This window comes from Bacillus sp. FJAT-27225, from assembly GCF_001685025.1.
Classification (GTDB): Bacteria; Bacillota; Bacilli; order Bacillales; family Cytobacillaceae; genus Bacillus_D.
Window position 1 is genome coordinate 602,905 of the sequence record NZ_MAYU01000012.1, and the last position, 26,880, is coordinate 629,784.

The following is a 26,880-nucleotide window of genomic DNA, read 5'->3' on the forward strand; positions in this document are numbered from 1 at the left end:
TTCTTAATAGACTGTATATGTTCGGCCGGTCTGCCCGCCCTCGACGCTTTTTTGGTAAGCCAAAGCAACCCTGCTGGCCGGGACTGGTTCAAAGCCCGGGAAGTATGGGCCATATTTCTTGATGGATTCCGCAATAATACCTGGGCTGACTGTGTTAATCCGGATACCCCTCGGCATTTCAATTGCGGCTGCCCTGACGAATGACTTTAAGCCTCCGCTTACCATGGCCGACGATATTCCGCCGATAATCGGATCGTCCATGATAATCCCGGTTGTCAGGGTAAAACTTCCCCGATCATTCACATAGTCAATTCCCAGCAGAACTACATTCATTTGCCCTTTCAGCTTGTTTTGAATCGAGATATCATTGTTTTCAGGAGTCAGCTCGTCAATTTTTCCAAAATAGGTTTCTCCCGCGGTGCAGACAACCGCATCTACATTCCCCACCTCAGCGTACATGTCCTTGATGCTCTGCGGTGAAGTTAAGTCAACATAAACCTCTCCGCCAGTACGGCTTGCTGAAATGATTTCGTGCCGATTGCCCAAATGTTCCGCTACTGCTTTTCCAATCGTGCCACTCGCGCCGATTTGTAGAATTCTCATCTCTGAACCTCCACTCTTTTTAATGTTGCCAGTAAAACCAAACTGACCATCGACAAGATTGCAACTGCCAAATAAACGAAGGTAAAGCCGTTAGTGAATGTTATGAGGATAATGCCCGCTATAGTCGGCCCCATTGTTGAGCCCATTGATCTGAACAAACTTAAATAGCCAATTGCCGATCCGGTTTCCTGCAGCGCAATATGCTGCATAATCATGACATTTAATGGCGCACCGATGATAATGCCAATTCCAAACCCCATAACCACAATTGTTAAAATGAGTGTGATAACGGAGCTCACTAACAAATATAGGGATAAGCCGCCGACAAGTGTAATCAAGAAGCCTGCAAACAATACGTTCCTGGCACCAATTTTATCAACCAGAATTCCGCCGACTAGCGAGGCAACCATAGACGAAACCGCCAGCGGGGTTACACCGATTCCCGCTTCTCCCTTACTAAGTCCCAGAATCTCTTCCCCAAACATAGGCAGCAGGTTGATGGTCGTAGCCATAATAAAGCCTGATGCAAGGGATAGAAGCAAAATGAACAACGTATTTCTATTCGCAAAAAACTTCATATTCATAATTGGATCTTTTGCTTTCTTTTCAACAAGGCTTAGGGGTATGAATATGGCAACACCAATTCCAATTAAGACGAGATTCTCGATCGTTATGCCAAGCATGATACTTAGAATCGATGCTGTGAGTAGCACAATGCCGTAGCTGTCGATTGGCTTTTTTACTAGCTGTTGTTCGATTTCGACTTTCGTCAGGAGCAGCAGGATGATCAAAGTAATTGGGATGTTGATAAGAAAAATCCATTGCCATTGAAGATAGGCGATAATTCCTGCGCCCGCAACTGGGCCCAAAATACTCCCAAGTCCAAAAATGACTCCAATATAACCAAGGTATTTGCCCCTTTGCTCAGTAGGATAGGATGCGGCGATTTGCGCGGCAGTAATCGGAAAGATCCCTCCGGTACCTATTGCCTGGATTGCTCTCCCGACCAGGAAAAATGCAAAGTTTGGTGAAATGGCTGATAGAAGTGATCCTATTGCAAATAAAAGAATTCCTGCCGTAAATACGTTTTTCCTTCCAAACCGGTCAGACAATTTCCCCATTACCGGAATACTGACCGAAAAGAATAACGTGTAAATGGTGAAACTCCAGACTCCCCATGAAGCAGCGATTCCATAATGCTCATTAATTGAGCTTAATGCCGGGCCTACAATTCCATTGTCGAGGGCTCCCATAAAAATACCAAGTAAAAAGGTAACTAAAACAAGCTTTTTTGGTAATGTTCTTTGTTTCGCAGCCTGGATTGTGAGTGAACCCATTTTCCCACCCCTTCCCCCTAAAGAATAATGCCAACTGATTTTTCTTGCGGTGCTTTTCTATTTACATGGAAAATGTATCTTAAAGCGGATTTCATCACCGCTTCTTTCCCGCCGCTTTTTATTGAATTGCCGAAGGCGCCATACAAACTTTCAAAGTTAACGTCCAGCAATTTATTCCTTATTTCTTCCACTTCAAAAGCTGCCAATGGAATCCGGTTCGGATGGCTATACAGAAAACTGACCCAGCCTGGATCAGGCACAATGAAAATCGTGTCTCCAACCATCAGCGAGCCGTTTCCATTTGATCCATTTTTCCAAAGCATGACCGAACTGCCATCAAAGTGCCCTCCCAATCTAAGGACAGTCAGTTCAGGATTGAGTTCAATGCTTTCTCCTTCCCCAAAAATATACCGCCCTGATTTCCTTGTTATCCACTCCGAATCCGAAGAATGGATATAGATTGGGCAATCAAAGGCATCCGCCCACCACCATCGAACTGTAATAATGGGGATGTGAAAGAACAATCCCTTTAAGGCCTCCAATGCCGTCTATCAACTGCTTCGTTTCAACATCTAAAAACGTAATGCAATCCCATAGGAAATTTCCATATTCGGTTTTAATGATATAGGCGGTTTGGCCAATTCCTACCTGAGGTTCAGTCTTGATCGTATACAGGTTTTCCTCAGCTTTTTGAAAAACATTTCTGTAACTGCCGTTCAGCAGCTGTTCAAGTGTTGTCCAGCTCTGCCCGCTGGCCGGCACATATTGCCGTTCATCAGAACAAATGATGCAGCTTTCAGGAAAGTGAGTTGACCTTTCGTATTGCACCCCGCAATTTGAACAAATGAAATTTTCCATACATAAGCCCCCCTGGCGATTAATTTTGATCACACTAAAACTATAAACTTGCTGATATGAAACAAAAATACGTTAAATTGGACGAAATTAACTGCTCATTTTCGAGTTTTTTTATTTCGTGATTTAACCTTTCGTTTGTTCAATGGGAGACCACACTTTGGGACGGGCAGCACATCTATCCGTAAAATTTAATAGCTCATCCGTAAATTAAGAGCGCCTATCCGTAAAATTTAATGGCTTATCCGTAAATTTGGAACGCTTTCCCGCAAATTTAGAGAATTTAGTATTGTCTTTATGTAATCTTTTTCGTATACTGATGCTTTCTATCTTCTGCTGCCCGGAAATGGGTTAATCCACATCTTTTTTCGCAAATGGCGGTGCTTTCCGCTCATCCACAAAATGTGGATACCCACGCCCAATAATCAAAAGGCTGCGCACTTTGAGACATTTTGGTTGTGGATAAGCAGGTTTTCCTGTGGTTTTGTGGATAAGAAGGGGTTGTTTTTGGGGATAAAGTGACTTTTCTGACTTTTTTTGTTTCAGTTGAATTGTTGATAAGTAGTTCCTCCGCTGCTCTTTTTCCACTCCAGGCACTTCGACGTATCGGGAACTAAACATACTATGAATGACATTTCACACCATCCTTTAACCGTTTATTGATTACATTTTGAACCTCTCCAGAGCCCGAAGCGATGCCAATACAGCTTATTGATTACATTTTGAACCTCCTAAGAGCTCGAAATGTTACCAATCTCCTCTCTTAAAAATTTTTCACCCCGTTCCAAGTCCCAAGTTATCATTCATCCTTTCGCTCTTCATCCCATTTTCCTATTTATTCCAATTCCCCATCCATTTTAGTTGCCAATTTCATTCCAACACCTCGCTCGTCCCCGCCCCCACTTTTCCAATGGTTACCTCCCTCTGCGGCCGGGTAAATGGTTAAAGGTATTCACCAACTATGAGGAGGGATTGAAGTGGATTCATTGAAAGGCCTTCATAAACTGCCTTCAGCTGATCAATCAATCGAGGAATCCAATGCTAACGAATTTACTAAATTGAAACTGAAAAAACTTAAAGACCAGGTAATTGTCATAACAGGAGCATCGAGTGGAATTGGCCTGACTACAGCTCGGATGGCTGCGAAACAAGGCGCAAAGGTTGTGGCGGCGGCAAGAAATGAGCAAGCCCTACTCGAGCTGGTCAGCGAGATAAATGCTGAGGGCGGCCTGTCCACCTATTGTGTCGCCGATGTGGGCAGCGAGGATGATGTGAAAAGAATTGCGAATACTGCAATTGAGGTATATGGCGGCTTTGACACGTGGGTGAATACTGCCGGGGTTTCTATTTTTGGAAAAGCGACTGATGTGGAAATAGAAGACATGCGGCGTATGTTTGATACGAATTTCTGGGGTGCGGTGTACGGGTCCAGAGTGGCAGTTGAGCATTTCAAACAACGGGGTGTGCCAGGTGCGCTTATTAATGTCGGCAGTTTGTTCGGGGACAGGGGTACTGTTGTTCAGTCGACCTATTCGGCAGCCAAGTTTGCGCTGCATGGTTTTACAGAAAACCTGCGGATGGAGCTGGAGAAAGAAAGGGCGCCTGTATCGGTGACATTGATTCACCCTGTGAGGATTGATACGCCTTACAATGAGCATGCGGTGAGTTATTTGGAAAAACAGCCTTCCCATGTCGGAATGATGTATGCTCCGGAGGCAGTAGCTGAGGCGATTCTCTTTGCGGCAGGCCATCCTAAGCGGGATATGTACGTGGGCTCCCAGGCGAAATTTATTGCTGCATTTGGCAGGCTTGCTCCCCGTCTCATGGACAAGTGGATGGAGCAAACAATGTTCAGAACCCAGCATGACGACCGCCCATCCAATCCGCGCGAGGAAAGTGCTTTGTACAAGCCTGGCTATGGAATGCAAGAACGAGGGACAAACTCTGGCTGGATCCGGGAAAGAAGCTGGTATGTCAAAGCAACCAAGCGTCCGCTCGTCACTGCACTGGCCCTGGCTGGTGCCGGGGCATCGCTATGGGCGGTCACGAGAAACAAACGGAATGCTTCAAACGATTCTCCTAAACATAGAACAGATGTGAGGACTGAATACAGACCGACGCCACCAGGCGACCATGTCGTGCTAAAACCCGTTCCAAATCCCGAATAAGTTATCAGGCATGGGCTCACTGCAGTCCATGCCTTTCATTTTTTCCTGCTAAAATCCACATAAATAACATTCTCCCCAGGCTCAAACTCCAAAATATTCTGGTTAAATGAATCCTTTAGTTCATTTAATAACAGTTCCTTCAATTTAATCAGCTTTGCAGGGCCTATCCCCGGCATGGACTCAGAAATAATGATTTGATAGTCCGGCTGGTCTTTGTAAAAGCGGATGATTCCCGCGCCTTTCCTCTCATTTTTCCCTATTGATACCGTGAAATCAAAACGCTGCTCTACATGGGAAGTTAAATCAGGCAGTCCGAGATTCTGATAAATCTCCGGAATCGGATGATAGGCTGGAGGACCGGTAAATCCAACGCTAATAAGTTCCAAATCAAAAACCTCGCTTCCTTATTCCTGCTAGTATTTTTCCGTGTTGAGTGCGGACTTATAACCATGTGGATCATTGATTTGTTGACGTTTGAACAAATCATCATCCAGAAGCCCGCTGTTCAGCAACCCTACTGAATAAAAGATTTCAAAAACATTTCCCATGGCCTTCCCCGTTCTCCATAGATGCTCACTCCGGAACCTCTGCAAACAGCCCTTTTCCATATAACGGGCTGTTTTATTAGTGAATAAAAAGCTTGCCTGCATACAATATTGCGAATGTCAAAAAGGTTTGTCTTACGAGAATCCTTTTTCACCTAGTGAAAGAACGCGATAAGGGGGGAACCAGATGTCAGTAAACAACAAGAACTTCGTGTTTCAGGATTCTACCGGCAAACGATGGAACCGGTTAGTCGTCATCCTGCTTTCAGTATTTCTTTTCCTATTCGTCCTTCTATCCGCCATTGGCCAAAGCCTTTTTCAAAATCCAGTTCTTCCCCAGATATCCTTTGGAGTAAAAGAGGAAATTCAGCCAATTAACGAGCCTTTAAACAAAAATGGGAAACCAGCCAAGCTTGGCGGCGGCAGCCAAAAACCATATAAAGTTCCCAGGGAGGAACTATACGGTTTTTACTTAGCCGATGATGCAGTTAGCAAAAAAACAGTCACAAGGAATATTCATGTCCTAGGTGTCCTGGTTCCAAATTGGTACTGGCTTGATTCCGATTATGACCTTCAAACGAACAAGGAAAAGGATATTATAAAGCTGGCGGAAAAAAACGGTGTTAAGCTCATGCCCCGCTTCTCTCTGCATGAGGATACGGATGAGGATAAGTTTCAACAACTTCTTAAATCGGTTGAATCTCGCCGGGCTCTGGCCACCTCCCTGCATGAGAGGGTCAAAGAAGATAAGTTTGCCGGAATCAATATAGATATATGGCAAATCCGCACTGAAAACCGGGGACACTTTACAGCTTTTGTCTCCGAGTTATCCCAACGTTTTTCTGCTGATGGCCTTAAGGTGACACTAACGGTTTCTCCAGATCATCCAGCCTATGAGTATAAAAAGCTGGCTGAAGTCTCGGACCGGGTCTTCGTTAAATTTTTCAAGGAACTCCCCGAAATGGAGCGTCCGGGCCCTGTTGCTTCTATTGAATGGTTTCAGGAAACATTAAAAAGGCTGCCAATCCCTCGCGAGAAAATCATTGTTTCGCTGAGCAATGAGGGATATGAGTGGGATATGGATAAACAAGAGCTGGTCAATCACCTGCAGTTCCATGAAGTGATGAGGGCGGCTTCGAGTTCGGGCCTTACAGTTCAATGGGATTCCAACAGCATGAACCCTTATATACGGTTTACAAAGAACGGCGTGCCCCAATTAATCTGGTTTCTCGATGCAGTCACTTCATACAACCAAATCAAGCTGGGGCTGGCGCTCGGTGTGAAAGGTGTTGGCATTGAGCAGCTTGGATATGAAGACCCTGGGCTATGGAAGTATTTGACCGACACATCCCGAATGGAAGCAAACAGTGAAAAATTAAAGACAATGGAAAACCCTATCCCGATTATGAATATAGGATACGGGGAAATCCTTAGAATCTCATCAAAATCCCAGGAAGGAAGCAGAATCCTTCAACTCGGTTCGAACGGCTATATTACCAAAGAATCCTACACAGATTATCCTCTCCCCTACTACATCGAACGGTATGGTGAGCAACAAGGAAAGGTCATTGTCCTATCCTTTGACGACGGGCCCGAGCCAACTTACACACCGAAAATACTCGATATATTAAGCGAGGAACAGGTTCGTGCCTCCTTCTATGTTGTTGGCCGCCAGGCAGCACTATATCCAGATATCCTTGAACGAATTCACCGAGAGGCACATGAGATAGGCAATCATACGTTTAGCCATTCTGATATCCAAAAAAGCGGTCCCTACATGCTTCAGGCTGAACTTAATTCAACCCAGCGACTAATCCAGCAGATTACCGGACATTCCACGAATCTTTACCGGCCTCCCTATACTCCGGACTTGTTAGTCGAAAACGCCATGGAGTTAACCCCCTTTTTGCAGGCTCAGGAAATGGGCTACACGATGGTGGGCTCCTACATTGACACGAAGGATTGGAACACGGGCTCCAGTGAAGAAATCGTTGCAAGACTGCTCAATAATCTGGAAGGCGGCAACATTGTCCTTTTTCATGATGCGGGGGGCGACAGGTCGGCTACGGTAGAAGCACTTCCAAAAATCATAAAAGCATTAAAGGATGAAGGATATACGTTTGCCACCGTTTCAGACTTGATTGGCAAACAAAGGCTTGATGTCATGCCTCCTGTCGAAGAGGAGACCTTTCCTTATTTGAAATTCTATAAACTAGCCAATACGCTGTTTATCTGGACAATAAAGTTTTGCTCCGCTTTTTTCATACTCGGTATTGTGATGGGAATCATCCGGTTGCTTCTATTGTTCTTTTTCAGTCTAAAACACGGCAGAAGGAAGCCTCTTGCCAAATCGTCACTACCATATGAACCTTTTGTCAGTATCATTATCCCCGCTTATAACGAAGAAAAAGTCATTAAACCAACAATCAAATCCATATTAAAGAGCCAATACAAGAACTATGAAGTCATTATCGTAAATGATGGATCGACTGATAACACGTATAAAAAGGTTAAAAAAATTGCTAATAAAAATACGATTGTCCGCCAAATCATTAAAGAAAATGAAGGTAAAACAGCAGCGCTCAATAGTGGCATTTTAGAGTCACATGGTGACATCATTATTACGATGGATGCAGATACTTCAATCGCACCAGATGCTATTTCACGCCTTGTCACGCATTTCAAAGATAAGAAGGTTGCCGGTGTGTCTGGAAATGTACGAATCGGCAATTTACAAAACATGCTGACCCTCTGGCAGCATATTGAATATGTAACTGGCTTCAATCTCGAGAAAAGGGCCTTTCATGAATTGAATTGCATCACCGTCGTTCCGGGCGCAATAGGCGCTTTAAGAAAAAGTGCAATTATTGAAGCTGGTTTATTTAAAGATGATACGTTGGCAGAGGATACCGATATCACCCTGAAATTAATCCGGATGGGGTACCGTATTCATTACGAGCCTGATGCCTATGCCTATACGGAAGCACCTGAAACTGTTAAAAGCTTTGTAAAACAGCGTTTCAGATGGTCATACGGAATATTGCAATGCTTATGGAAGCATTCGGGAGCCCTTTTCAGCCGAAAAAATAAAGGGCTTGGCTTTGTCGGACTGCCTTACATGTGGTTTCAATATGTATTTCAAGCCTTCTCCCCGCTCATTGATATCGTTTTCCTTATTGGGTTATTTGGGGATACGGAAAGAATTATCACATATTATCTACTATTCTTTCTCGTAGACCTGCTCGTCAGCTTTTACGCTTTTTGGCTTGAACGAACCAGCTACAGGCCACTTTTCCATTTGATAGTCCAACGCTTTATCTATCGCCAGCTATTGGTCTATTCCATTTGGAAAGCCTTCATATATGCCGGAAAAGGAATTTTGATCGGCTGGAACAAATTGCAGAGATCAGGAAACGTGAAGCTTCCGGTTAAGAAATACTAATCGGATTAAAGTAAAGGTTTAGAAGGGGCAGTTGAATCCTTCCCAAATCTTTAGTAACAGGGAACCGTTTTGGGGTCCCTGTTTTGTTGTTTTTCAATGGTTCTGAGGACAAATTGGCGCGGGGCAGGGCCAAAGTTTTGGTTCAAGGTTTTCTGAATTTAAAAAGCAGCATTAAAAACAGGTTACTTATCATGTTTTTTCTAAAAAAAGGCATCCTAAGAAAAACCAGCGACCGAGCACGAGAAGAAAGGTGATATGATGTGAAGCTGTATCAAATCAGAAAAGGCCAATTTGTATACTATAATAACGAGTTGCACAAGGTATATGGAATAAAGCCTATGTACAAGCTGTCCGTCCATCTGTATAAGCTGAGAGATATGTCCCAGCATATAACCGATGCGGCAAGTGTGGAGCGATACATACCAAAAGAAAATGACAGCTTTATTTTTGACCATAATGTTTACACTCTCAGAAATAACCAAAAGCCGGTGGCAGGGGATTTAATTTTAATAAACAATCCGGCTCCCGATACGCTTGACCATTATTCACTGAATGAAATAGAAGTAGTGGAAACAGTGGATCATAAAGGAGTTATTACGAGTGACTTGAACGGGATCAAGCATAGCGAGTATTTATTGATGGTTCCTGGCCGCGCCCCTGACAGCCACCCGATTGATTATAAGGACATGACAAATATGGTGGAAGACGTTGATGACAATTCCGGTCAAATCGTACATCCATATGCCGGCTTTTCTGTACAGCTGGGGGATGTTTTCAAAAAGAACGATCCTGGGATACTGATTGAAGTAATGGTCATTGCAATCAAAGGGCAAACCATTTATCTGGGCGGCGGCTTTGAGGTAGCCCAAGACGAGTTGATTAATTCGGATAAGTGGGAATTTCAATACAACCCATTTAACAACTGAACGATGATTTCCAGGAGGTTTTTATGGAAAAATTCAAAGAAAATGCCGTGTTTTTTATATCATTGGCGCTTACCCTCATTTTCATTATATGGGGTGTTTTTTTCACAGAAAGTTTAACGAAGGTTACCAACGCCGTTTACAACGGCTCAATTGATTACCTTGGCTGGGTATATCTTGGTTCGACCCTATTTTTTGTGGTTTTTTCCGTCTATTTACTGTTTTCAAAGTATGGAAATATCCGGCTTGGCAGAAAAACAGATAAGCCAGATTTCAGTACTGGCTCCTGGCTTGCGATGCTGTTCGGTGCAGGGATGGGAATCGGTATCGTCTACTGGAGTGTCGCGGAGCCAATCACCCATTATACAGCTCCACCATATGGGGAACCGTATACGGTTGAGGCTGCAAATACTGCGATGAAGTATACTTTTTTCCATTGGGGATTTCATCCGTGGGCTATCTATACAGTAATTGGCCTTGCGCTTGCTTTTTTTCAATATAACAAAAGGCTGCCTGCGTCTATCAGTTCCGCGTTCCATCCGATTTTGGGAGATAAGATCCATGGCCCGATCGGGAAGACAATCGATATCCTTTCCATCTTTGCAACCGTATTTGGGATTGCCACATCGCTAGGGCTTGGTGCAATGCAGGTTACTGCCGGCATGCATGCTATTTTCAGGGTCCCTAATACGCTGTTTGTCCAACTGGTTGTAATTGTTGTCGCAACGGTAATTTTCATTATTTCACTCAATACTGGCATTGATAGAGGGATTAAATATTTATCCAACGCTGCGATTATCCTGTCTTTTTTAATTATGCTGATCATTGTGTTCGTGGGACCGGCCTTGACTATCGTTCAAGTGTTCTTTAATACGATGGGGCTTTATATCAATGACTTTGTAAAAATGAGCCTCAGGTTAACACCATTTAGCAAGGGTGGAGAATGGATTGCCTCCTGGACCTTGTTCTATTGGGCATGGTGGATTGCTTGGGCGCCGTTCGTTGGCATGTTCATCGCAAGGATTTCTAAAGGCAGGACCATTAAGGAATTTGTGATTGGGGTGCTGATTGTCCCTACAATCGGGACTTGCGTCTGGATGTCCGTCTTTGGCGGATCGGCACTTAAACTGGTCCAGGACCAGGGAAATAATGACCTTGCTAACAATATTGCAGAAAATGTATCGCTTGCAATTTTTACATTCTTCGACTATCTTCCGTTAAGCTCACTTTTAAGCATTGTTGGCTTTGCGGTAGTGGCGATTTATTATATCACCGTGGCCGATACCGCGACGTTCGTTTTGGGGATGCTGAGCGAAGGCGGGACGCTGAATCCGTCCAATAAAATCAAGATGACCTGGGGTGTTATCCAATCAGCTGTTGCAGCTGTATTGCTGCTGGCCGGCGGGTTGAACGTTCTGCAAACTGCTTCAATTGGAGCGGCACTTCCTTTCACCTTTATCCTGCTGGCAATGAGCTACTCGTTACTGAAAGGCCTGGAAAAGGAAATGGAATCACAGCCACAAAGAGGTGCAAAACGAAGCATTCAGCATACGTAACAAATCTAAAACTCGCATAAATTGATATGCGAGTTTTATTGTTGAAATCACTATCTATTCGAAAAGCAGAATCTATCAACTAGCCAATTGATGCTTTTAGGGGACAACCTACTGTATGTTCCATTTAGATGTTTCTCAAAGAGAGCTGCTGACTCTAACAGTGATTTTTGATTATCAGGAAAACTGTAAATCTCATCAATTAAAAAGCGAATTTTTTCAAAATCTTCAAGGGGCATGTCATTGGGTTTTTTCATAAATGACCATTTGCTAGACCATTCCTGAATAATTAAATTAACTTCTTCCCAATCAATTTCCATTTGAACGCCTCCGATTTTTCCATGGTTACGAAAAAACTCACTCCGATGGCCAATGTTTTGTTTTATCTTTCAGTATACGGATAAAGTATGGTTAAATGGAATAAAAATGATATCTACTTAAGGATGGTTTACATGCGAATCAATAAATATATTAGCGAGTCTGGAAAAGCCTCAAGACGGCAGGCCGATAAATTAATTTTGGAAGGACGAGTTACCATCAATGGGAAGCGCGCTGAAATCGGCAGCCAAGTAAATCCTGGCGATAATGTTCTCGTGAATGGGGACCCCATCCGTGTGGCTAGAAACAATGTGTATATTGCCTTAAATAAACCTGTAGGCATTACGAGTACAACAGAAAAAGGTGTAAAGGGAAATATAGTTGATTTAGTTAACCATCCATTACGGATATTTAATATTGGCCGCCTGGACAAAGATTCAGAGGGCTTAATCCTTATGACCAACGATGGCGACATTGTTAACGAAATCCTTCGTTCTGAAAATAGGCATGAAAAGGAATATATCGTTTCAGTCGACAAGCCCATTACCCCCGAATTTTTGAAGAGGATGTCCGAGGGTGTAAAAATATTGGGAACAAAAACACTTCCTTGTGAAGTACGGCAATTATCCAAATTCGAGTTTCAGATTATACTGACGCAGGGGCTGAACCGCCAAATTCGCCGCATGTGTGAGGCGTTAGGCTACGAAGTTTACAGATTGCGGAGAATACGGATTATGAATATCCATTTGGGAAATCTCCCTCCTGGACAATGGAGAGACTTATCAAAGAAAGAGAAGACTCAACTATTCAGAGAGCTCAACTATGAGCCAAAAGAATGGTAAGAAGCTGAATAACTTTTTCAACAATAAAGAGCATTATATTTATATTGCTATGCACATTAGGGTAACCTCTTTTTAGGACCCTTCATAAGGCTTCCCAATTTGTTCAATCTTACTATTCCGCCAGTCTGCGGGCATAGTTGATTTTTCCAATTCGCCAGGAGTGTACTACTCTTGGCCTTTTTCTTTTGCTTATTTAGTTATCTAACGATTGGTGATCTACCCGATTCAATCGTGTTTTTTATAGGCTTTTTGGCAGCTAACACTTTTCCACAATTTCGAGTTTTTCCTTTTGGATGGAGTCCAGCTTCTTCATCTCTTCCGCAAATTTCCCTTTCAACATCGCCAACACATCGCTTACTTTATCGTAATGGCTTTCAGTTTGGTCAATCATATCATTGATTTTGGTTTGAACCATATAGTCAGCGATGAACCCATCGAAGAAGAAATCCGCAAACCTTAACATATCAGAGATGTGAATATCCTGGTTCAAATCAATTTTTACATCAAGTAATTCTTTTTGAAAAAGCCGCATGCTTTTGCGGGCTTCATATAAATCCTCTTCCGCATCGTCTATGTGCTGATGCTTGATCATACCGGAAATCGTACCGCCGCCGAACATATCCCACTGGCCCCATGACGCAGCCTTGTCAAGCGACGTTAAAGCCATGTCAAGATTCTCCTTCACACGCTGTCCGGCTGTAATTGCCTCTTGGAGTTCAGCTATATTTGCCTGGAGGATACTTTCTTGTTCAGCCAGTTCAAATAGTGTCGCCGCAAAGGGGGATATGCTCTCTTTTATCAGTATTTCTTTTTGCTTAAGAAGCTGTTGGTACTCCTGTTTGGAGAATTTCACGGCTTGGAGTTTTTCTTGCAGTATTATGATGGCTTGTTCTATATCCTCTTTCACTTTCTCAGCTTCTACTAAAGCGTGCTCTGCCGTGATCAATTCTTGCCGTTCCTTTGAGAGTTTCTCATCCCTTGTCCCAGACAACGTTGCAAATAAGTAAGTCAATCCGAAGCGTTCCAGCCTCTTTACATCTTCTTGTTCTATTTCAAAATCATCCTGCAATTGAGCAATACGCTCCTTCAGCTTCTCCAATTCTTCCTGATAATCCACAAGCTGCATGTTATATTTAGTCGCCTTCCGCAATTCACCCTGAAATACCATTAGCTTTGCGTTGATCTCTGAAAACAATGGCTCCCCCTCCTATTCGTAATTACATATACGTCTTTAGCAAATAAAAGTTTCCAAATTATAGTTAAATATGGAAGTTTATATTCAATTCAGACCTTCGAGTAGATGATAAATTAGCTCAATCTTTTACACCTTTAACCTGATTTCTTATGACATGTAATCAAAATCTTGCTTCAGCGCAACAAGGTCGCTGCAGTTCAGCAACCTTGTTGCGATTTTTTATGAAATCATTTAAAAGATAAGCAACTTTAATATAGGAAAAACTGTCAAGTGATTTTTTATTACTTTTCTGTGAACGAATGAGACAGTTTTCAACATTCCGTGTATCAATATGCTGGTCTTTTTTTACTATATTTAGGATTTCGGGTCGAAATCGGCAAAAACCTGTCGCACAGAAATGATATCTCTTACCTCTCAATTTATTTATAATAATCCTTGGTAGCAGATTCGACACAATAAACTAGGAAGAAAACCCTATCTATCAAAAGATATTGTGAAGGGTTTTTCGATAAGTTCATTCTATGTCGCCTTTTACCTGGGAAGCAATGACATATAACCTTTAACTGGACACTTGGGTTATATAGAGCTAGTAGTGTAACCGGCCCTCTTAAATAAAGTTATTTACTTTTAGGAGGAATAAGATGAACAAGCACCAAGGAAGAAAGTTAGGCACACTCGTACTAGCAAGTTCATTAGTTTTTAGCCCATTTGCCCCTGCCGTTAATGCCGCACCTGCCCCTGCGAAAACAGAATCTTCTACTTCTACTGGAACTGGAAGGACAGAGTTAAACAAAGTTACTGGTGTTACTACTTTAAACCCGATCCCTGCACGTGTTGATAACACAGTCCTACTAAGTGGGACAGCCGTGATTGATGGACCAAAATTAGAATTAAAAGTTAATGGTAAAGTTGTACAGGCAAAAACGAAAAAGCTTTCTGATAAGCTTTGGACTTTTGAAATTAATCATCAATTAAAGCCAGAAAATCTTTCTAATAATAAAGACGAGCAAATCTCTGTTGAGGCCTATACGGTTTATGAGAATGGGAAAAATGCAGGTGCCTTCCATACAGGTGCACAACCAATTACCAAGACTGTTGATTTAACCCCACCTCAAATTAAATTTAATGAATACACGAAGGATTGGACGAACCAAAGCATTACTGTGGTTGCCAGTATTAATGAAGAAGGTAAGCTTAATGCCGAGAGCCATACATTTCATGAGAATGGCAGTTTTACCTTTACTGCTACTGATTTAGCTGGAAATACATCCTCTGAAACAGTAACGATTGATAATATTGATAAGGTTGTACCTAAAGCCAAAGTCGAGTATTCAACTACTTCCCCAATTAATGATGATGTTGTCGCAACCATTGTGCCTTCCGAAGATGTTAACTATACAAATGTTAATGAATTACCAGAAACGATTAGCTTTGATGCGGATGCCAAAACGCTTACCTTTATTGAGAACGGTAGCTTTGAATTGAAATTTGTTGACCGAGCTGGTAACCCAGGATCAGTACTTGTGAAGGTTGAAAATATTGATAAAGAGGCCCCAGTCGGTTCAATAACCTATTCAACTACTGCTTGGACGAACCAAGATGTAACAGCAACAGTAGGAACAACTGAACCAGTTGAATTTACAAATCTTAATACTTTACCGGAAACTGTTAAATTTATTGAAATTGATGACAAAACTTTCAATCTTACTTTTTCAAAAAATGAAAGTATTACCTTAAAGTTTAAAGATGCAGCTGGTAACAACGGAGAGGTAGAAGTAAATGTAGCGAACATTGATAAAGTCGCTCCTACGGCTGCAGTGAATTATTCAGTTGATGGGCCGACTAATCAAGACGTTGTTGTTACTATCGAGCCAAGCGAAGAAGTAACGATCCTGAACAACGAAGGTTCTCCTTCAAAAACTTTTATCGAAAACGGCGAGTTTGAATTTATTTTTGTCGATAAAGCTGGTAACAGAGGGACCGCAAAAGTAAGTGTTCAGAATATCGATAAGCTTGCTCCTGAAATCACAATAAGTGAGTATTCAACAGAATGGACAAATCAGGATATTACAGTTACTGCCAGCATGAATGAAGAGGGTTCACTAAATGCAACAAACCATACTTTCACAAAAAATGGTAGCTTTGAGTTTGTAGCGACAGACCTTGCCGGGAATGTTACTAGACATACCGTCCAAATTTCAAACATTGATAAGGTTGCTCCTGAGATTGAGGTACTTCCATATAAAGAAAATTGGACAAATCAAGACGTTACAGTTGAAGTTAAAATGAATGAAGAAGGTACACTAAATAAAACAAGCCATACCTTCACCGAAAACGGCACATTTACTTTTATTGCAACTGACCGGGCTGGAAATGTAACCGAACTTCCAGTTATAATTTCCAATATTGATAAAGTGGCTCCTAAGATTATCATTGAAGATTATATTACTTATCCAACTAATGAAGACATAACTGTGAAAGTAAGCATGGACGAACCTGGTACACTTAATCAAGAAAGCTACACTTTTACGGAAAATGGTGAGTTCGAGTTTATTGCTACTGACCGCGCTGGCAATGAAACTAAGAAGCTAGTAACAATTTCAAACATCGACAAGGAAGCACCAGTCATTACTGTCTTTAACTACAACACTGCACCAACAAACCAAGATGTGGTTGTTACAGCTGAAACCAATGAAGGAACTCTAAACACAAAAAGCCATACATTTACAGAGAACGGTTCTTTTAACTTTATTGCAACTGATGCTGCTGGTAACGTAACAGTTAAAACGATCTCCATCACAAACATTGACAAAACAGCACCAGTCATTACTGTAAATTCTTACAACACAGATCCAACAAATCAGGATGTTGTAGTAACAGTAACAACTAATGAAGGTACTTTAAACGCCTCTTCTCATACTTTCGAACAGAATGGCGAATTTGAATTTGTTGCAACAGATGAGGCCGGTAATGTTACTAGAAAAACTGTAAAGGTTTCAAATATCGATAAGACACCACCAACAGTTAACAATGTAATCAATGGCTTTGCATATAACACTGATATTGTTCCTACCTTCATTGAAGGAACAGCTACCTTAAATGGATCCGAGTTTGCTTCTGGTACAACTGTTTCTGCTGAAGGAACCTATTCTTTAGTGGTTACAGACGCAGCAGGAAATGTAACAACTGTTATGTTTACAATTGATAAAACAGCTCCAGTAGTGAGTGGTGTAGTAAACAATCAAACTTACAGGGTAGACGTTACTCCTACCTTTAATGAAGGAACAGCCACCTTAAATGGAAACACATTCCTTTCTGGCACCCCAATTTCTGCTGCAGGGACGTATAAACTTGTTGTAAGAGACGTAGCCGGAAACGAAACAACTGTTACCTTTACAATTGATAAAACTGCACCTAAACTAACAAATGTGACAGCCTTTAACGCTACGGGAAGTAATAAATTGACAACTGTTGCAGGTGGATTTGCAGAACCAGATGCAACCATAGACATTTATTTAGTTAATAACAATGGTACAAAGGGTAAAATGATTGGAAGTACAATAGTTAAACTAGATGGCAGCTTCAGTTTTGAACTAAAGGATAAGGAAGCACTAAATAATAATACCAAACTAATTGTAACCGCTACCGATAAAGCAGGTAATGTATCTGAAGTTACTGTTACTGTTGTAAATCAACAAAATTAATTGATTCTCGTTATCAAATCGACTATCTGTCTTAATTGGCAGATAGTCGATTTTTATTTTTTTAAAAATACCGATAAAGGTTTTCTTCTAGTTCGTGTAGAAATCAATCTTAATATAAATAGAGAGATTTAGGCGAATCTGTTTGTCTACAAATAAAACCAGTGCAACAGCAAAACTCCGGGATATGAAAGTACCGTCGAAATCTATTAAAAAAAAGCCAATACCGGCCTTAGCTATTCTTGAGGAGTTACGAATTTGGGCAGAGGAGGGCTTTTACATTAACAGATTGACAGAAGTTACAGGAGTAAATTGATCTTTGTACTATTATCACACGGGAGAGGACGAGGAAGCTGAATCGAAAGGGAAACGAGGAAGCCCTATTCCAGGTTTTTCGAAAACCCGCTGCGGCAAAATTGTTCCTGACCCCCAAATTGAAGAGTACTTGATGGAAGCAGTTGAAGGTGAGGCGGCAGTTTACGGAGTAAAGAACCTAACGCAATACCTTAAGGATGAACATAAGCTGATCATCAATCACAAAAAGGTTCATCGCTTATGTGCTGGCTTGGGAATCCTTTTGCCACAAAGGACGGGGGTATCCAAATACCCTAAGAAACTTGTAAGGAACCGGCTCATTACAGCCCCTAATCAACTTTGGCAGCTTGATATAAAGTATGGATCGATTGAAGGAAGCGGTAGATTTTTCTCACTGGCTTGTGCCATTGATGTCTTTGACAGAAGCATTGTAGGCTATTACAGATGCTCGGAATGCCAAGCACAAGACATAACTGGAATGCTTAAAGAAGCAATCATCAGGAGGAACCTACAGGTTCCCCAAGAAGAGGACGGCCATTGCATCATAATCAGGACAGATAATGGCCCTCAGTTCGTAAGCAACCACTTTGGTGAATTTTGTGAGATGAATATGATTTACCACGAAAGAATACCTCCAAAATCGCCTAACTACAATGCCTTTATTGAGTCGTTTTTCAGTATTATCGAGCGGGATGTATACCGTCGTATTCTTTCGAGTTTTTTGAAGAAGCGTACTACCGTATTGACGAATACATTGAGTTTTATAACGAGAGACGATACCATGGCAGCCTGAGGCGCATGTCACCTAAGAAGTTTATTGAGAAGTACCAAGACATAGGTTACCCTGCAGAAATGGCAATCAGCCTGTAAGCAGGCAGAGGTACTCCTTATTCACTTGCCAACCAACTAGATGATGTAGCGAAAGGGTCAAGCGGTTTGGGCTTGACGCTGTAGCGAAATCATCTAAAATGGCAAAAAAGTGAGGAAGGAATACCGAAAAGTGAAAAACTGAGACAAAGCTAGAAAATTAAAGGTAGTGTCAGGAATTAAGGGGTCAAACCGAGGTAATGGCCACTACCGGATTCTAAAACAATTAATAAAATAGCATCTGCAGTAAAACAAGCCAACGTGGTTTTGGCTTGTTTTTTACGTTTAAAAGTGTGGTAGTTTCCATTTTATTCGTAAATTTTAGTTGTTTTCCCGTAAATTTATTGCGCTTTCCCGTAAACTTTTCAGTTTTTCCCGTAAATTTGCCCGTCTTGCGATAAGTTTTCCATAGCCGCCATAAAAAAGGATTTAATGAACCGGCCCAATTCACTGTCCTGCTTAGTGAGGAATACAATAACAGATTTTTTTGGTTTTTTTCTTCTTGTACGTATGGAAAAGACACCCAAACGCAGGAATACGGGTTGTACCGGCGTGGTGTACACGGCAGGGGTCTGACCCCTTTAATATTTAATGTCATTTTTATACGTTAAACCAAACTATATGGAAAGAGGTGATTAGAATGGAAAAGGGAAATTCTAATGAAAAGAGTAAAAAGTACACTATGTTAACGTTTCTTGAAGAGGTAAAAGGAAAAAATCTAATGGATTGGGGCGAAATCGAATTAGCCGAAACCGTCCTCCATGGCAGGAATAGCTAAAAGACACTCTAAATGAAAATCACAAGACAAAGCACTAATTCTTAACAATTAATAAGCAGCAGGCCCGAATTCAAAATGAATTCGGGCCTGTGATATTCTCTTCCTGTTTTTCCAAGTGAGGCTATTTCACTGCCCCTCCTATACCAACGAAAAGTGAAGTCCATTTATGTCTTCCTCCGATTGCCTTTTTACCCTTTTACTGCCCCACCGGTTAAGCCTGCGATAATATATCGCTGCATGATTAAGGCGATAACGAGAACAGGCAAAGTAATAATAACAGACGCAGCCATCAGCCCTCCCCAATTGATTTCGGAATATGAGAGGAAATTGAATACGGCGATTGGAAGTGTTCTTGTTTTTTCTCCTGCCAATATGAGCGAGAACATGAAATTGTTCCACGAAAAGATGAAGGCAAGAATAGAAGCTGTTACAATTCCTGGCCATGAAATCGGAAGCAGGATGCGAATGAATGCTCCTGTTGTGGTACATCCGTCCACCCGTGCAGATTCTTCCAATTCACCAGGAAGACTTTCGAAAAACGGTATCATTACCCAAATAATGAAGGGCATCGTGACAAGCATATGGCTCATTGTAAGTGCCGTGTAGGTATCGATCATCTGAAGCTTTGAAAAAATAATGAACCACGGGATAAGAAAGGAAATCCCCGGCACGATTCTGGCTATCAAAATCAACAGACCAAGACTATGCTGTTTATATTTCGCGATACCGTAAGCGGCAGGAAGACCCAGCAAAAGGCCTAAAACAGTAGAGGCGACAGCAACCAAAAAGCTGTTAATGATAAAATCCATGAATGCATACTGCGTAAAGACACTCGTATAGTTATCCAGACTTGGGGTGAATCCGAACAGATTGGATGTATCCAGAATCTGCTGCTGCGTTTTAAACGAAGCTAAAATCATCCAAAGGAACGGCAGGAGAAACAAAAAGAGTATGAGATACACAGAGAAGTTTGTAAAAATTGATAAAATTGTCCTCTTTTTCTTATTCATAGGGAGACACCTGCCTTTTTACGTAACGCAACCACGAGAACGCTAAGCGACAAAACAATGACAAAGAAAACCATTAACAAACTTGAAGCCTTCCCTATTTGGAAATATTGAAATCCAAGCACATATCCATAAATGTTTAGAGTCTGGGAGGACGTACCAGGGCCACCCTGTGTGGTGGCATAAATGATATCAAATGTTTTCAGAGCATCAATCAGCCTCAGTAAAACGGCTGAATAAATAGTCGGCTGCAATAACGGAAGAGTAATTTTCCAGAAAATCTGAAATCGGTTCGCACCGTCGACTATCGCGGCTTCATACGGATCCTTCGGAAGGGAGACAAGGCCTGCAAGGACGATAAGCGCGATCATCGGCGTCCATTCCCAGACGTCAATAAAAATTAACGAGGGCAAGACCAAATCAGGCGATGCCAGCCATTCTTGTGGTGGAAGGCCAATAGCTTGCAGAAAAATATTTGCGATCCCTACGTTTGGTTCATAAATAAGGACCCACACAAGTCCAACAGCAACGGGCGTGGCAACCATTGGAAGAAGGAACAGTGTTTTTACAATGCCTTTTCCGATAATATGTGCATTCATTAGAAGGGCCAACCCCACCCCAAGAATCGTTTGGATAATAACAGCGGCGGTTGTAAAATAAAATGTTGTCCACAAGGATTCCTTGAAGAGTTCATCCTTGAACAATTCCTTATAATTATCAATGGCCACCCAGGCAGGCGGATTGATATTAGACATATCCCAAGTATGGAAACTGAGCCAGGCTGTGTAACCAACTGGAAAAATCATCATAAGCCCAACGAACAGAATCGCTGGCATAGGGTAAATCCATTTGATATTCTTATCAATCCAGTTTGACATGCTGCCTCTCCTTTTCTTCAACAGTATGTAAAAAGAAAATGACTTTCGGCCGCCATATTAAAGAGCCTAATATCTGACCGAAAGTCATCTTATGAATGCTGAATTATTCTTTGTCCAGGATATCCTGGAATGCTTTGTTTGATTTTTTAGCGGCACCTTCTACGTCTTTGCCTTCTATTGCCGCGTTGATGACATCACCAATGACATCGCGTGCTGCGCCGACATTGACGATCGCTGGGCGATCATAAGGAACACCCGTTTCATTGTTCGTCTTGATTGCTTCGGTCAAATCAGCCGGGAATTTCGCAATGGCTTCAGGAGACTCCCAAACTGATTTGAGGGCGCCAGTGATTCCATTCGACTGAAGTTTCGTAACGACATCCTTGCTTGTGGCCCACTTTACGAATTCCCACGCTGCGTCTTTTTTCTCTGAATTTGCACCAATTGCAACAGCCCAGGCAGGAGGAGCAGTAGCTTTTCTTCCTTTAGGGCCTTCTGGGAACGGGGCAAATCCGACGTTTTCAGCGACACTTGATTTGGAAGGATCGGTTGCATTCGTATAAAGAGCAGAAGCATCAGTATAGAATACTGCTTTTCCTTGGGTAAACACAGCCATCGCTTCCGGCCAGCTCATGTTAAGAGTTCCCGGAGGGCCGTATTCCTTCAACAATGTTCCGTAATATTCGAACGCCTCAATAGCTTCAGGTGTATCAAGCGTTGCTTTACCATCCTTCATGAAGTCTCCGCCAAATGAGTACAGGTAGTTTGAGAACTGAGTGACAGATGGTGCCCGCTTTCCACGGGATACAAATCCGTATAATCCATTCTTTGGATCATTGAGCTGCTTCGCCTGCTCTTTTAATTCATCCAACGTTTTAGGAGGCTGAAGTCCAGCTTTATCCAGTATGTCTTTTCTATAATATAGGACTGTCGTTTCTGTGATAATTGGCAGGCCGTATAGCCTATCCCCATTTGTTACACTTCCAAGAGCTGAGGGGATAAAATCGTCGGTAGAATAATTTCCTTTTGAAATGTAATCATTAAGTGTGGCAAAATAACCATTCTTCTCAAATTGCTTTCCGTCTTGAAGAGGACGGAACATGACCACATCGATGCTCTTTGCGTTTGCAGCAAATTCAACGGACGTTTTTTGAGATAACTGGTCCTCAAAATAGCTGTCTACTCTTACGGAAATACCAGTTTGCTTTTCAAACTCAGGAAGGAGCGGCTTAATGGCTTCTGTCCATGGATGGTTCGATGCTACAAGACGAATAGTTTGTGGCGTCTTTGCATTTCCATCAACAGGTTTCGAAACCTCCTTTTTATCCCCTCCGCTGCACCCAGCGAGCATTGCACTCAGGCCGATAACAGCTGCAAGAGCAGCACTGGCCTTTTGTAAGCGATTCCACCTTTGTTTCATTCTAATCCCCCTTTTGAAATTTGTTTTAATTTTATATATACGATGCAAGGGCGTTCCTGCGAAAGCTCCTTGCCCGGTATATAACAAGAAAAAATTACGATTCGTTAATTTCCCCCCGGCCGTTCCTCTGACCTTCAACTCAACGGGTAGGAATTTTCTCTTTCCCTCATTCAGTCCCAACTGCGTTGCACTTCTCAATATACGCATCGACTTCCCTGACAGTCGGCATGGCATCCGAGCAGCTGTGGCTAGAGATAACAATGGAAGCTGCGGCTGCGCCAAATTCCATGGACTTTTCAATGCTCCAACCGTTCATCAAGCCATAGATGAACCCGGACGCGTACGAATCCCCTGCACCGAAGGTTTTGATGACTTTAGCAGGAAAAGTAGCTCCCTTAAATTGGCCGCCCTCTTTTGTATAGGAGATTGACCCCTCTTTCCCATGTTTAATGACGACAATTTTCGCATTATGTTTAAACCATTTCCCTGCTGTTACTTCATCGGAATGTATATGGTTTTCATCAAACTGTTCCATCATATTGAATTCCTCACGGGTTCCGATGATGACGTCGCACTTTTCTGCCGCCAGGCTATAGTAAATAGCTGTTTCTTCAGGAGATTTCCATGTGTAGGGACGGTAATCGATATCAAAAAATACGGCCGTCCCATGTTTCCTTGCATATTTTAAGACAAGGAAAACAGCCTCCCTTGAAGGGGATTTTGAGAGTGCTGTACCAGAAATCAAAATAGCTTTTGCCTTCTTTACATACGCCTCTGAAATATCAGCAGGCATAAGGTTAAGGTCTGCCACATTATCGCGGTACATAAGAATGCTGCAATCTTCAGGATTTTTGATTTCCGTAAATGTTAGGCCCGTCACGCTGCCCTTTTCATCGGTAATGACATTGGAAGTGTCGATTCCATTTTCATTCAGGTAATTCCTTATAAAGCGGCCCATTTGGTCGTCTGAAACCCGCCCTATAAACCCGCTTTTCAACCCCAGGCGTGATGTCCCTATAGCGATATTGGCCGGCGAACCGCCAACATACTTTGTAAAGGTAATCGTTTCTTCCATCGGCCGGTTAATTTCATTTGCATTAAGATCGATGCATAATCGTCCAACCGATATCAAATCCAGCTCTTTACCTTCACTGAATGTTAAACCCATTCCCTTGTCCCTCCTTGGGCTCCCATCTAACCTAGTCTCCATTTGGTACAAACAGAACCTTGAATCCTTCTTTGTTTTCAACACTTTCAATCGCTCTTCTCCACTCATCGAGCGGCCATTTCATGGATATCAGAGGGGCGACATTCACCTGTTTGTTTTCCAGCATACGGAGAGCTCGTTCCCATGATGTCGGTTCAGATGCAAATCCATTTGTCATATTGATTTCTTTCGTAAGTGCGAGATCCAAATCAAATTCAATTTTTTTCCCGTACAATCCAACCTGGACATACAATCCAGTCTTTTTCAATAAGTGAAGGCATGAGTTGGCGGAAGCCGCGGCCCCCGCGCATTCAAATGCGACATCAACACCCATTTCTCCAGTCAGAGCAGCTACTTTCTCATGAACATCTTCCTTGTCCACCATTATTGTCGCGATAGCACCTAACTCTGAAGCCAGCTTCAATCGTTCCTTATCATGTGAAGTTCCCGTCACAATAACGTTCCCTCCGCTTGCTTTGGCGAGTTGCATCGTCAGCAGCCCGATTGTTCCTGGACCGGATACAAGGACATAATCCCCCGCTTTTACTGTCCCGCGTTCGATAACACAGCGAACCATGCATGCTAGGGGCTCTGTAAGAACCGCCTCATCCATAGACACATTATCGGGAATTTTGAAGGCAATTTCCGCAGGGATTGCCATATACTCTGCAAAGGCTCCATTTACACCCGAACCTATTGAAAGCCTCTTTTTACAGAGCATGTACAATCCGGAACGGCAATAATAGCATGCTCTGCATGTGACTGCCGCTGTAAGTGAGACGATCCTGTCGCCAATTTGAAGTCCGGTGACATTCGTGCCAACTTCGACGATCGTGCCGGAATATTCATGGCCCATAACAACCGGGGGTTTATAGGAAAATTCATCATGGATAATATGTATGTCGGTACCGCAAATCCCCGCCGCATGGATTTTAACTTTCACTTCATGGGGTTTAACATCAGGCTCAGCGATATCCAGCAGTTCTACCCCTTCCAGCCCTTCTCTTACCTTTAAGAGCGCTTTCAAATTCATCCTCCTTTTCTATCTGATAGATTAGGTGCTCTTAGTCTATTAAGTATTTTTACTACCATTATTTAAAAATCCCAAAATAATCAACAGTTTACCACTCTGCAACTGAACCATCCGTATGTCTCCACACCGGGTTTTTCCAGTTGTGGCCTATTTCTGCCATCTTGCGGACATATTCCTCGTTCACTTCAATTCCAAGACCCGGATTGGCCGGCATCTTTACAAAACCATTTTCGTATTTGAAAACTGAGTGGTCCATAATATAGTCCAGCAAGTCATTTCCCTGATTATAGTGAATGCCGAGGCTTTGCTCCTGAATGAAAGCATTGTGGGATACAGCATCCACTTGCAAACAAGCAGCCAGGGCAATTGGCCCTAATGGACAGTGGGGAGCAAGTGCTATATCATATGCCTCCGCCATGGCTGCAATTTTACGCACTTCTGAAATCCCGCCTGCATGTGACAGGTCTGGCTGTATGATATCCACATATCCATCAGCGAGTATTTTTTTAAAATCCCAGCGCGAAAACATTCTTTCCCCTGTTGCAATTGGGATGTTCGTATGGCTGGCTATATCCCTTAGTGCTTCGTTATTTTCAGCCAATACTGGTTCCTCGATGAACATAGGTCTGAATGCTTCGAGCTCTTTTGCGAGAATTTTTGCCATTGGTTTATGTACACGTCCATGGAAATCAATTCCTATCCCAAAATCCCTGCCTCCAACATCTCTCACAGCGGCTATCCGCGCTACAGCCTGATCTATTTTTTCATATGAATCGATATATTGGAGTTCTTCGGTGGCATTCATTTTTACGGCAGTAAAACCCGCTTCCTTTGCGGTCCTGGCTGCTTCTGCAACGTCAATCGGCCGATCACCGCCAATCCAGCTGTATACACGAATGGAGTCTCTAACCGGACCACCAAGCAACTCATATACCGGTGCATGATGAAATTTCCCTTTAATATCCCATAGCGCCTGGTCAATGCCGGAAATCGCACTCATTGTAATTGCGCCGCCACGGTAAAAACCTGCCCGATACAGCACCTGCCAGTGATCCTCAATCTTGAGAGGATCTTTGCCGATTAAATACTCACTCAATTCTTCTACCGCAGCTTTAACCGTTGCTGCACGTCCTTCTACTACTGGTTCTCCCCAGCCTGTAATGCCTTCATCCGTCTCTATTTTTAAAAACAGCCAACGAGGCGGAACGAGAAAAGTCTCCATTTTTGTGATTTTCATATTCTTTATTCCTCCTGGCGGGCTTGTTTAATTAACGTTACGAACTTGGAAGCGATGTCGGTTATTCCTTTATAGTTGCCTTCTGCAATTGCTTGTTTATTTAGTAATGTACCGCCTACCCCCACGGCAGCCGCGCCGCTTTTTATGAATTCCGAAACATTATCTAATGAGACTCCGCCTGTGGGCATCATTGGGATATGGCCAAGCGGCCCCTTTAGTTCCCTTATGTATTTCGGACCGAGGGAACCGGCAGGGAAAATCTTCAGAATATCAGCTCCAGCCTGATAGGCCTTAACCATTTCGGTTGGCGTCATTACACCTGGAATCGAAATCTTCCCGTAGCGGCTTGTCATTTCAATTGTCTTTTCATCGATTATTGGTGAGAATATAAAATCAGAACCAGCCTCAATGGCTGTTTTTGCTGTTTCGGCATCAAGAACCGTTCCAGCCCCAACAAGGACTTGCTCTCCAAATTCGTTTTTAAGTTGTTTAATCATTCGAAAAGCGCCGGGAGTATCGACAGTGATTTCAAGCGCTCCCACTCCTCCGCTAACAAGCGCTTCAGCAATAAAGGAAATTTGGTCAGCTTCCGGCCTCCGGATCACTGCTACCAAACCGGATTGACTTAACCGTTGAATATTCATCAACTTTTCCAT

At 42.5% G+C, this 26,880-nt stretch carries 22 protein-coding genes, 2 pseudogenes and 1 riboswitch; of the genes and pseudogenes, 9 read left to right on the plus strand and 15 right to left on the minus strand.

The annotated features are described in order from the left end of the window. Positions 1-3: 3 nt before the first annotated feature. The 4 genes and pseudogenes from A8F94_RS10410 to A8F94_RS10425 all read right to left on the minus strand — a co-directional run bounded on the left by A8F94_RS10410 (position 4) and on the right by A8F94_RS10425 (position 3,383). Positions 4-603 (minus strand): short chain dehydrogenase, encoded by a 600-nt coding sequence (locus tag A8F94_RS10410; protein WP_066199405.1) that lies wholly within the window; start codon positions 601-603, stop codon positions 4-6. Then, the gene (locus A8F94_RS10415) at positions 600-1,940 is read right to left on the minus strand and encodes an MFS transporter (RefSeq protein WP_066199408.1); all 1,341 of its coding nucleotides are present in this window, start codon (positions 1,938-1,940) and stop codon (positions 600-602) included. Before A8F94_RS10415 ends, A8F94_RS10410 begins: the two co-directional genes overlap by 4 nt. Positions 1,941-1,957: 17 nt before the next feature. After that, positions 1,958-2,798, minus strand: a pseudogene (locus A8F94_RS10420) (hypothetical protein). 348 nt (positions 2,799-3,146) lie between these two features. Next, entirely contained in the window at positions 3,147-3,383 is a 237-nt protein-coding gene (locus A8F94_RS10425) for a hypothetical protein (protein ID WP_139070065.1), read from the minus strand. Between the two features lie 398 nt (positions 3,384-3,781). Between A8F94_RS10425 and A8F94_RS10430 the strand changes: the two genes are divergently transcribed. Beyond that, the gene (locus tag A8F94_RS10430; protein ID WP_077247692.1) at positions 3,782-4,963 is read left to right on the plus strand and encodes an SDR family oxidoreductase; all 1,182 of its coding nucleotides are present in this window, start codon (positions 3,782-3,784) and stop codon (positions 4,961-4,963) included. Positions 4,964-4,998: 35 nt separating this feature from the next. Here A8F94_RS10430 and A8F94_RS10435 read toward each other — a convergent pair whose 3' ends face one another. Both A8F94_RS10435 and A8F94_RS26365 read right to left on the minus strand, forming a co-directional pair. Then, positions 4,999-5,349, minus strand: a complete 351-nt coding sequence (locus A8F94_RS10435; RefSeq protein ID WP_066199416.1) for a hypothetical protein — start codon at positions 5,347-5,349, stop codon at positions 4,999-5,001. A gap of 27 nt (positions 5,350-5,376) precedes the next feature. Then, on the minus strand, positions 5,377-5,511 hold the full coding sequence (locus tag A8F94_RS26365; protein WP_302621306.1) for a hypothetical protein: 135 nt from the start codon (positions 5,509-5,511) through the stop codon (positions 5,377-5,379). A gap of 184 nt (positions 5,512-5,695) precedes the next feature. On the opposite strand from A8F94_RS26365, the gene A8F94_RS10440 reads away from it, so the two are divergent. From A8F94_RS10440 to A8F94_RS10450, 3 genes are all read left to right on the plus strand, one after another. Further along, complete coding sequence (locus A8F94_RS10440) at positions 5,696-8,950, plus strand: glycosyltransferase (RefSeq protein WP_066199418.1); 3,255 nt, start codon at positions 5,696-5,698, stop codon at positions 8,948-8,950. Between the two features lie 260 nt (positions 8,951-9,210). Then, positions 9,211-9,876: a hypothetical protein gene (locus A8F94_RS10445; RefSeq protein ID WP_066199420.1), complete on the plus strand. Its 666-nt coding sequence runs from the start codon at positions 9,211-9,213 to the stop codon at positions 9,874-9,876. Between the two features lie 23 nt (positions 9,877-9,899). Continuing rightward, entirely contained in the window at positions 9,900-11,429 is a 1,530-nt protein-coding gene (locus A8F94_RS10450; RefSeq protein ID WP_066199425.1) for a glycine betaine uptake BCCT transporter, read from the plus strand. A gap of 50 nt (positions 11,430-11,479) precedes the next feature. Here the strand turns inward: A8F94_RS10450 and A8F94_RS10455 are convergent, their stop codons facing one another. After that, complete coding sequence (locus A8F94_RS10455; RefSeq protein WP_066199427.1) at positions 11,480-11,746, minus strand: hypothetical protein; 267 nt, start codon at positions 11,744-11,746, stop codon at positions 11,480-11,482. 132 nt (positions 11,747-11,878) lie between these two features. Here A8F94_RS10455 and rluF point away from each other — a divergent pair, with 132 nt between their 5' ends. After that, entirely contained in the window at positions 11,879-12,586 is a 708-nt protein-coding gene (rluF, locus tag A8F94_RS10460) for a 23S rRNA pseudouridine(2604) synthase RluF (protein WP_066199429.1), read from the plus strand. Positions 12,587-12,842: 256 nt separating this feature from the next. Here rluF and A8F94_RS10465 read toward each other — a convergent pair whose 3' ends face one another. Further along, positions 12,843-13,781, minus strand: a complete 939-nt coding sequence (locus A8F94_RS10465) for a hypothetical protein (protein ID WP_066199434.1) — start codon at positions 13,779-13,781, stop codon at positions 12,843-12,845. A gap of 529 nt (positions 13,782-14,310) precedes the next feature. Next, positions 14,311-14,394: riboswitch (cyclic di-GMP riboswitch) on the plus strand. Between the two features lie 28 nt (positions 14,395-14,422). On the opposite strand from A8F94_RS10465, the gene A8F94_RS10470 reads away from it, so the two are divergent. The 4 genes and pseudogenes from A8F94_RS10470 to A8F94_RS25720 all read left to right on the plus strand — a co-directional run bounded on the left by A8F94_RS10470 (position 14,423) and on the right by A8F94_RS25720 (position 19,442). Continuing rightward, positions 14,423-17,485, plus strand: coding sequence for an Ig-like domain repeat protein (locus A8F94_RS10470; protein ID WP_066199438.1), 3,063 nt, complete (start codon positions 14,423-14,425; stop codon positions 17,483-17,485). Positions 17,486-17,930: 445 nt separating this feature from the next. Further along, positions 17,931-18,431, plus strand: a pseudogene (locus A8F94_RS26540) (transposase); the annotation flags it as partial. Positions 18,432-18,493: 62 nt separating this feature from the next. After that, positions 18,494-18,667 (plus strand): IS3 family transposase, encoded by a 174-nt coding sequence (locus A8F94_RS26545; RefSeq protein ID WP_368072785.1) that lies wholly within the window; start codon positions 18,494-18,496, stop codon positions 18,665-18,667. A gap of 637 nt (positions 18,668-19,304) precedes the next feature. Then, positions 19,305-19,442 (plus strand): hypothetical protein, encoded by a 138-nt coding sequence (locus A8F94_RS25720; protein WP_175384392.1) that lies wholly within the window; start codon positions 19,305-19,307, stop codon positions 19,440-19,442. A 188-nt stretch (positions 19,443-19,630) separates the two neighbouring features. Here A8F94_RS25720 and A8F94_RS10485 read toward each other — a convergent pair whose 3' ends face one another. The 7 genes from A8F94_RS10485 to A8F94_RS10515 all read right to left on the minus strand — a co-directional run bounded on the left by A8F94_RS10485 (position 19,631) and on the right by A8F94_RS10515 (position 26,880). Continuing rightward, the gene (locus tag A8F94_RS10485) at positions 19,631-20,452 is read right to left on the minus strand and encodes a carbohydrate ABC transporter permease (RefSeq protein ID WP_066199444.1); all 822 of its coding nucleotides are present in this window, start codon (positions 20,450-20,452) and stop codon (positions 19,631-19,633) included. Next, a complete protein-coding gene (locus A8F94_RS10490) occupies positions 20,449-21,327 on the minus strand; it encodes a carbohydrate ABC transporter permease (RefSeq protein ID WP_066199447.1) in 879 nt (292 codons plus the stop codon). Before A8F94_RS10490 ends, A8F94_RS10485 begins: the two co-directional genes overlap by 4 nt. 103 nt (positions 21,328-21,430) lie before the next feature. Next, positions 21,431-22,747, minus strand: a complete 1,317-nt coding sequence (locus tag A8F94_RS10495; RefSeq protein ID WP_066199449.1) for an ABC transporter substrate-binding protein — start codon at positions 22,745-22,747, stop codon at positions 21,431-21,433. A 166-nt stretch (positions 22,748-22,913) separates the two neighbouring features. Further along, on the minus strand, positions 22,914-23,915 hold the full coding sequence (gene iolC, locus A8F94_RS10500) for a 5-dehydro-2-deoxygluconokinase (protein WP_066199452.1): 1,002 nt from the start codon (positions 23,913-23,915) through the stop codon (positions 22,914-22,916). 31 nt (positions 23,916-23,946) lie between these two features. Further along, positions 23,947-24,981: a zinc-dependent alcohol dehydrogenase gene (locus A8F94_RS10505; RefSeq protein ID WP_066199457.1), complete on the minus strand. Its 1,035-nt coding sequence runs from the start codon at positions 24,979-24,981 to the stop codon at positions 23,947-23,949. Positions 24,982-25,075: 94 nt separating this feature from the next. Beyond that, complete coding sequence (gene dgoD, locus A8F94_RS10510) at positions 25,076-26,224, minus strand: galactonate dehydratase (RefSeq protein WP_066199460.1); 1,149 nt, start codon at positions 26,222-26,224, stop codon at positions 25,076-25,078. Positions 26,225-26,229: 5 nt separating this feature from the next. Next, positions 26,230-26,880, minus strand: a complete 651-nt coding sequence (locus A8F94_RS10515) for a bifunctional 4-hydroxy-2-oxoglutarate aldolase/2-dehydro-3-deoxy-phosphogluconate aldolase (protein ID WP_066199462.1) — start codon at positions 26,878-26,880, stop codon at positions 26,230-26,232.

Excerpts from the sequence above, each read along its gene's own strand:
- A8F94_RS10410 (WP_066199405.1), bottom strand. The coding sequence starts at position 603 with ATGAGAATTCTACAAATCGGCGCGAGTGGCACGATTGGAAAAGCAGTA.
- A8F94_RS10415 (WP_066199408.1), bottom strand. The coding sequence starts at position 1,940 with ATGGGTTCACTCACAATCCAGGCTGCGAAACAAAGAACATTACCAAAA.
- A8F94_RS26365 (WP_302621306.1), bottom strand. The coding sequence starts at position 5,511 with ATGGGAAATGTTTTTGAAATCTTTTATTCAGTAGGGTTGCTGAACAGC.
- A8F94_RS10440 (WP_066199418.1), top strand. The coding sequence starts at position 5,696 with ATGTCAGTAAACAACAAGAACTTCGTGTTTCAGGATTCTACCGGCAAA.
- A8F94_RS10450 (WP_066199425.1), top strand. The coding sequence starts at position 9,900 with ATGGAAAAATTCAAAGAAAATGCCGTGTTTTTTATATCATTGGCGCTT.
- A8F94_RS10455 (WP_066199427.1), bottom strand. The coding sequence starts at position 11,746 with ATGGAAATTGATTGGGAAGAAGTTAATTTAATTATTCAGGAATGGTCT.
- rluF (WP_066199429.1), top strand. The coding sequence starts at position 11,879 with ATGCGAATCAATAAATATATTAGCGAGTCTGGAAAAGCCTCAAGACGG.
- A8F94_RS10470 (WP_066199438.1), top strand. The coding sequence starts at position 14,423 with ATGAACAAGCACCAAGGAAGAAAGTTAGGCACACTCGTACTAGCAAGT.
- A8F94_RS25720 (WP_175384392.1), top strand. The coding sequence starts at position 19,305 with ATGGAAAAGGGAAATTCTAATGAAAAGAGTAAAAAGTACACTATGTTA.
- A8F94_RS10485 (WP_066199444.1), bottom strand. The coding sequence starts at position 20,452 with ATGAATAAGAAAAAGAGGACAATTTTATCAATTTTTACAAACTTCTCT.
- A8F94_RS10490 (WP_066199447.1), bottom strand. The coding sequence starts at position 21,327 with ATGTCAAACTGGATTGATAAGAATATCAAATGGATTTACCCTATGCCA.
- A8F94_RS10495 (WP_066199449.1), bottom strand. The coding sequence starts at position 22,747 with ATGAAACAAAGGTGGAATCGCTTACAAAAGGCCAGTGCTGCTCTTGCA.
- iolC (WP_066199452.1), bottom strand. The coding sequence starts at position 23,915 with ATGGGTTTAACATTCAGTGAAGGTAAAGAGCTGGATTTGATATCGGTT.
- dgoD (WP_066199460.1), bottom strand. The coding sequence starts at position 26,224 with ATGAAAATCACAAAAATGGAGACTTTTCTCGTTCCGCCTCGTTGGCTG.
- A8F94_RS10515 (WP_066199462.1), bottom strand. The coding sequence starts at position 26,880 with ATGGAAAAGTTGATGAATATTCAACGGTTAAGTCAATCCGGTTTGGTA.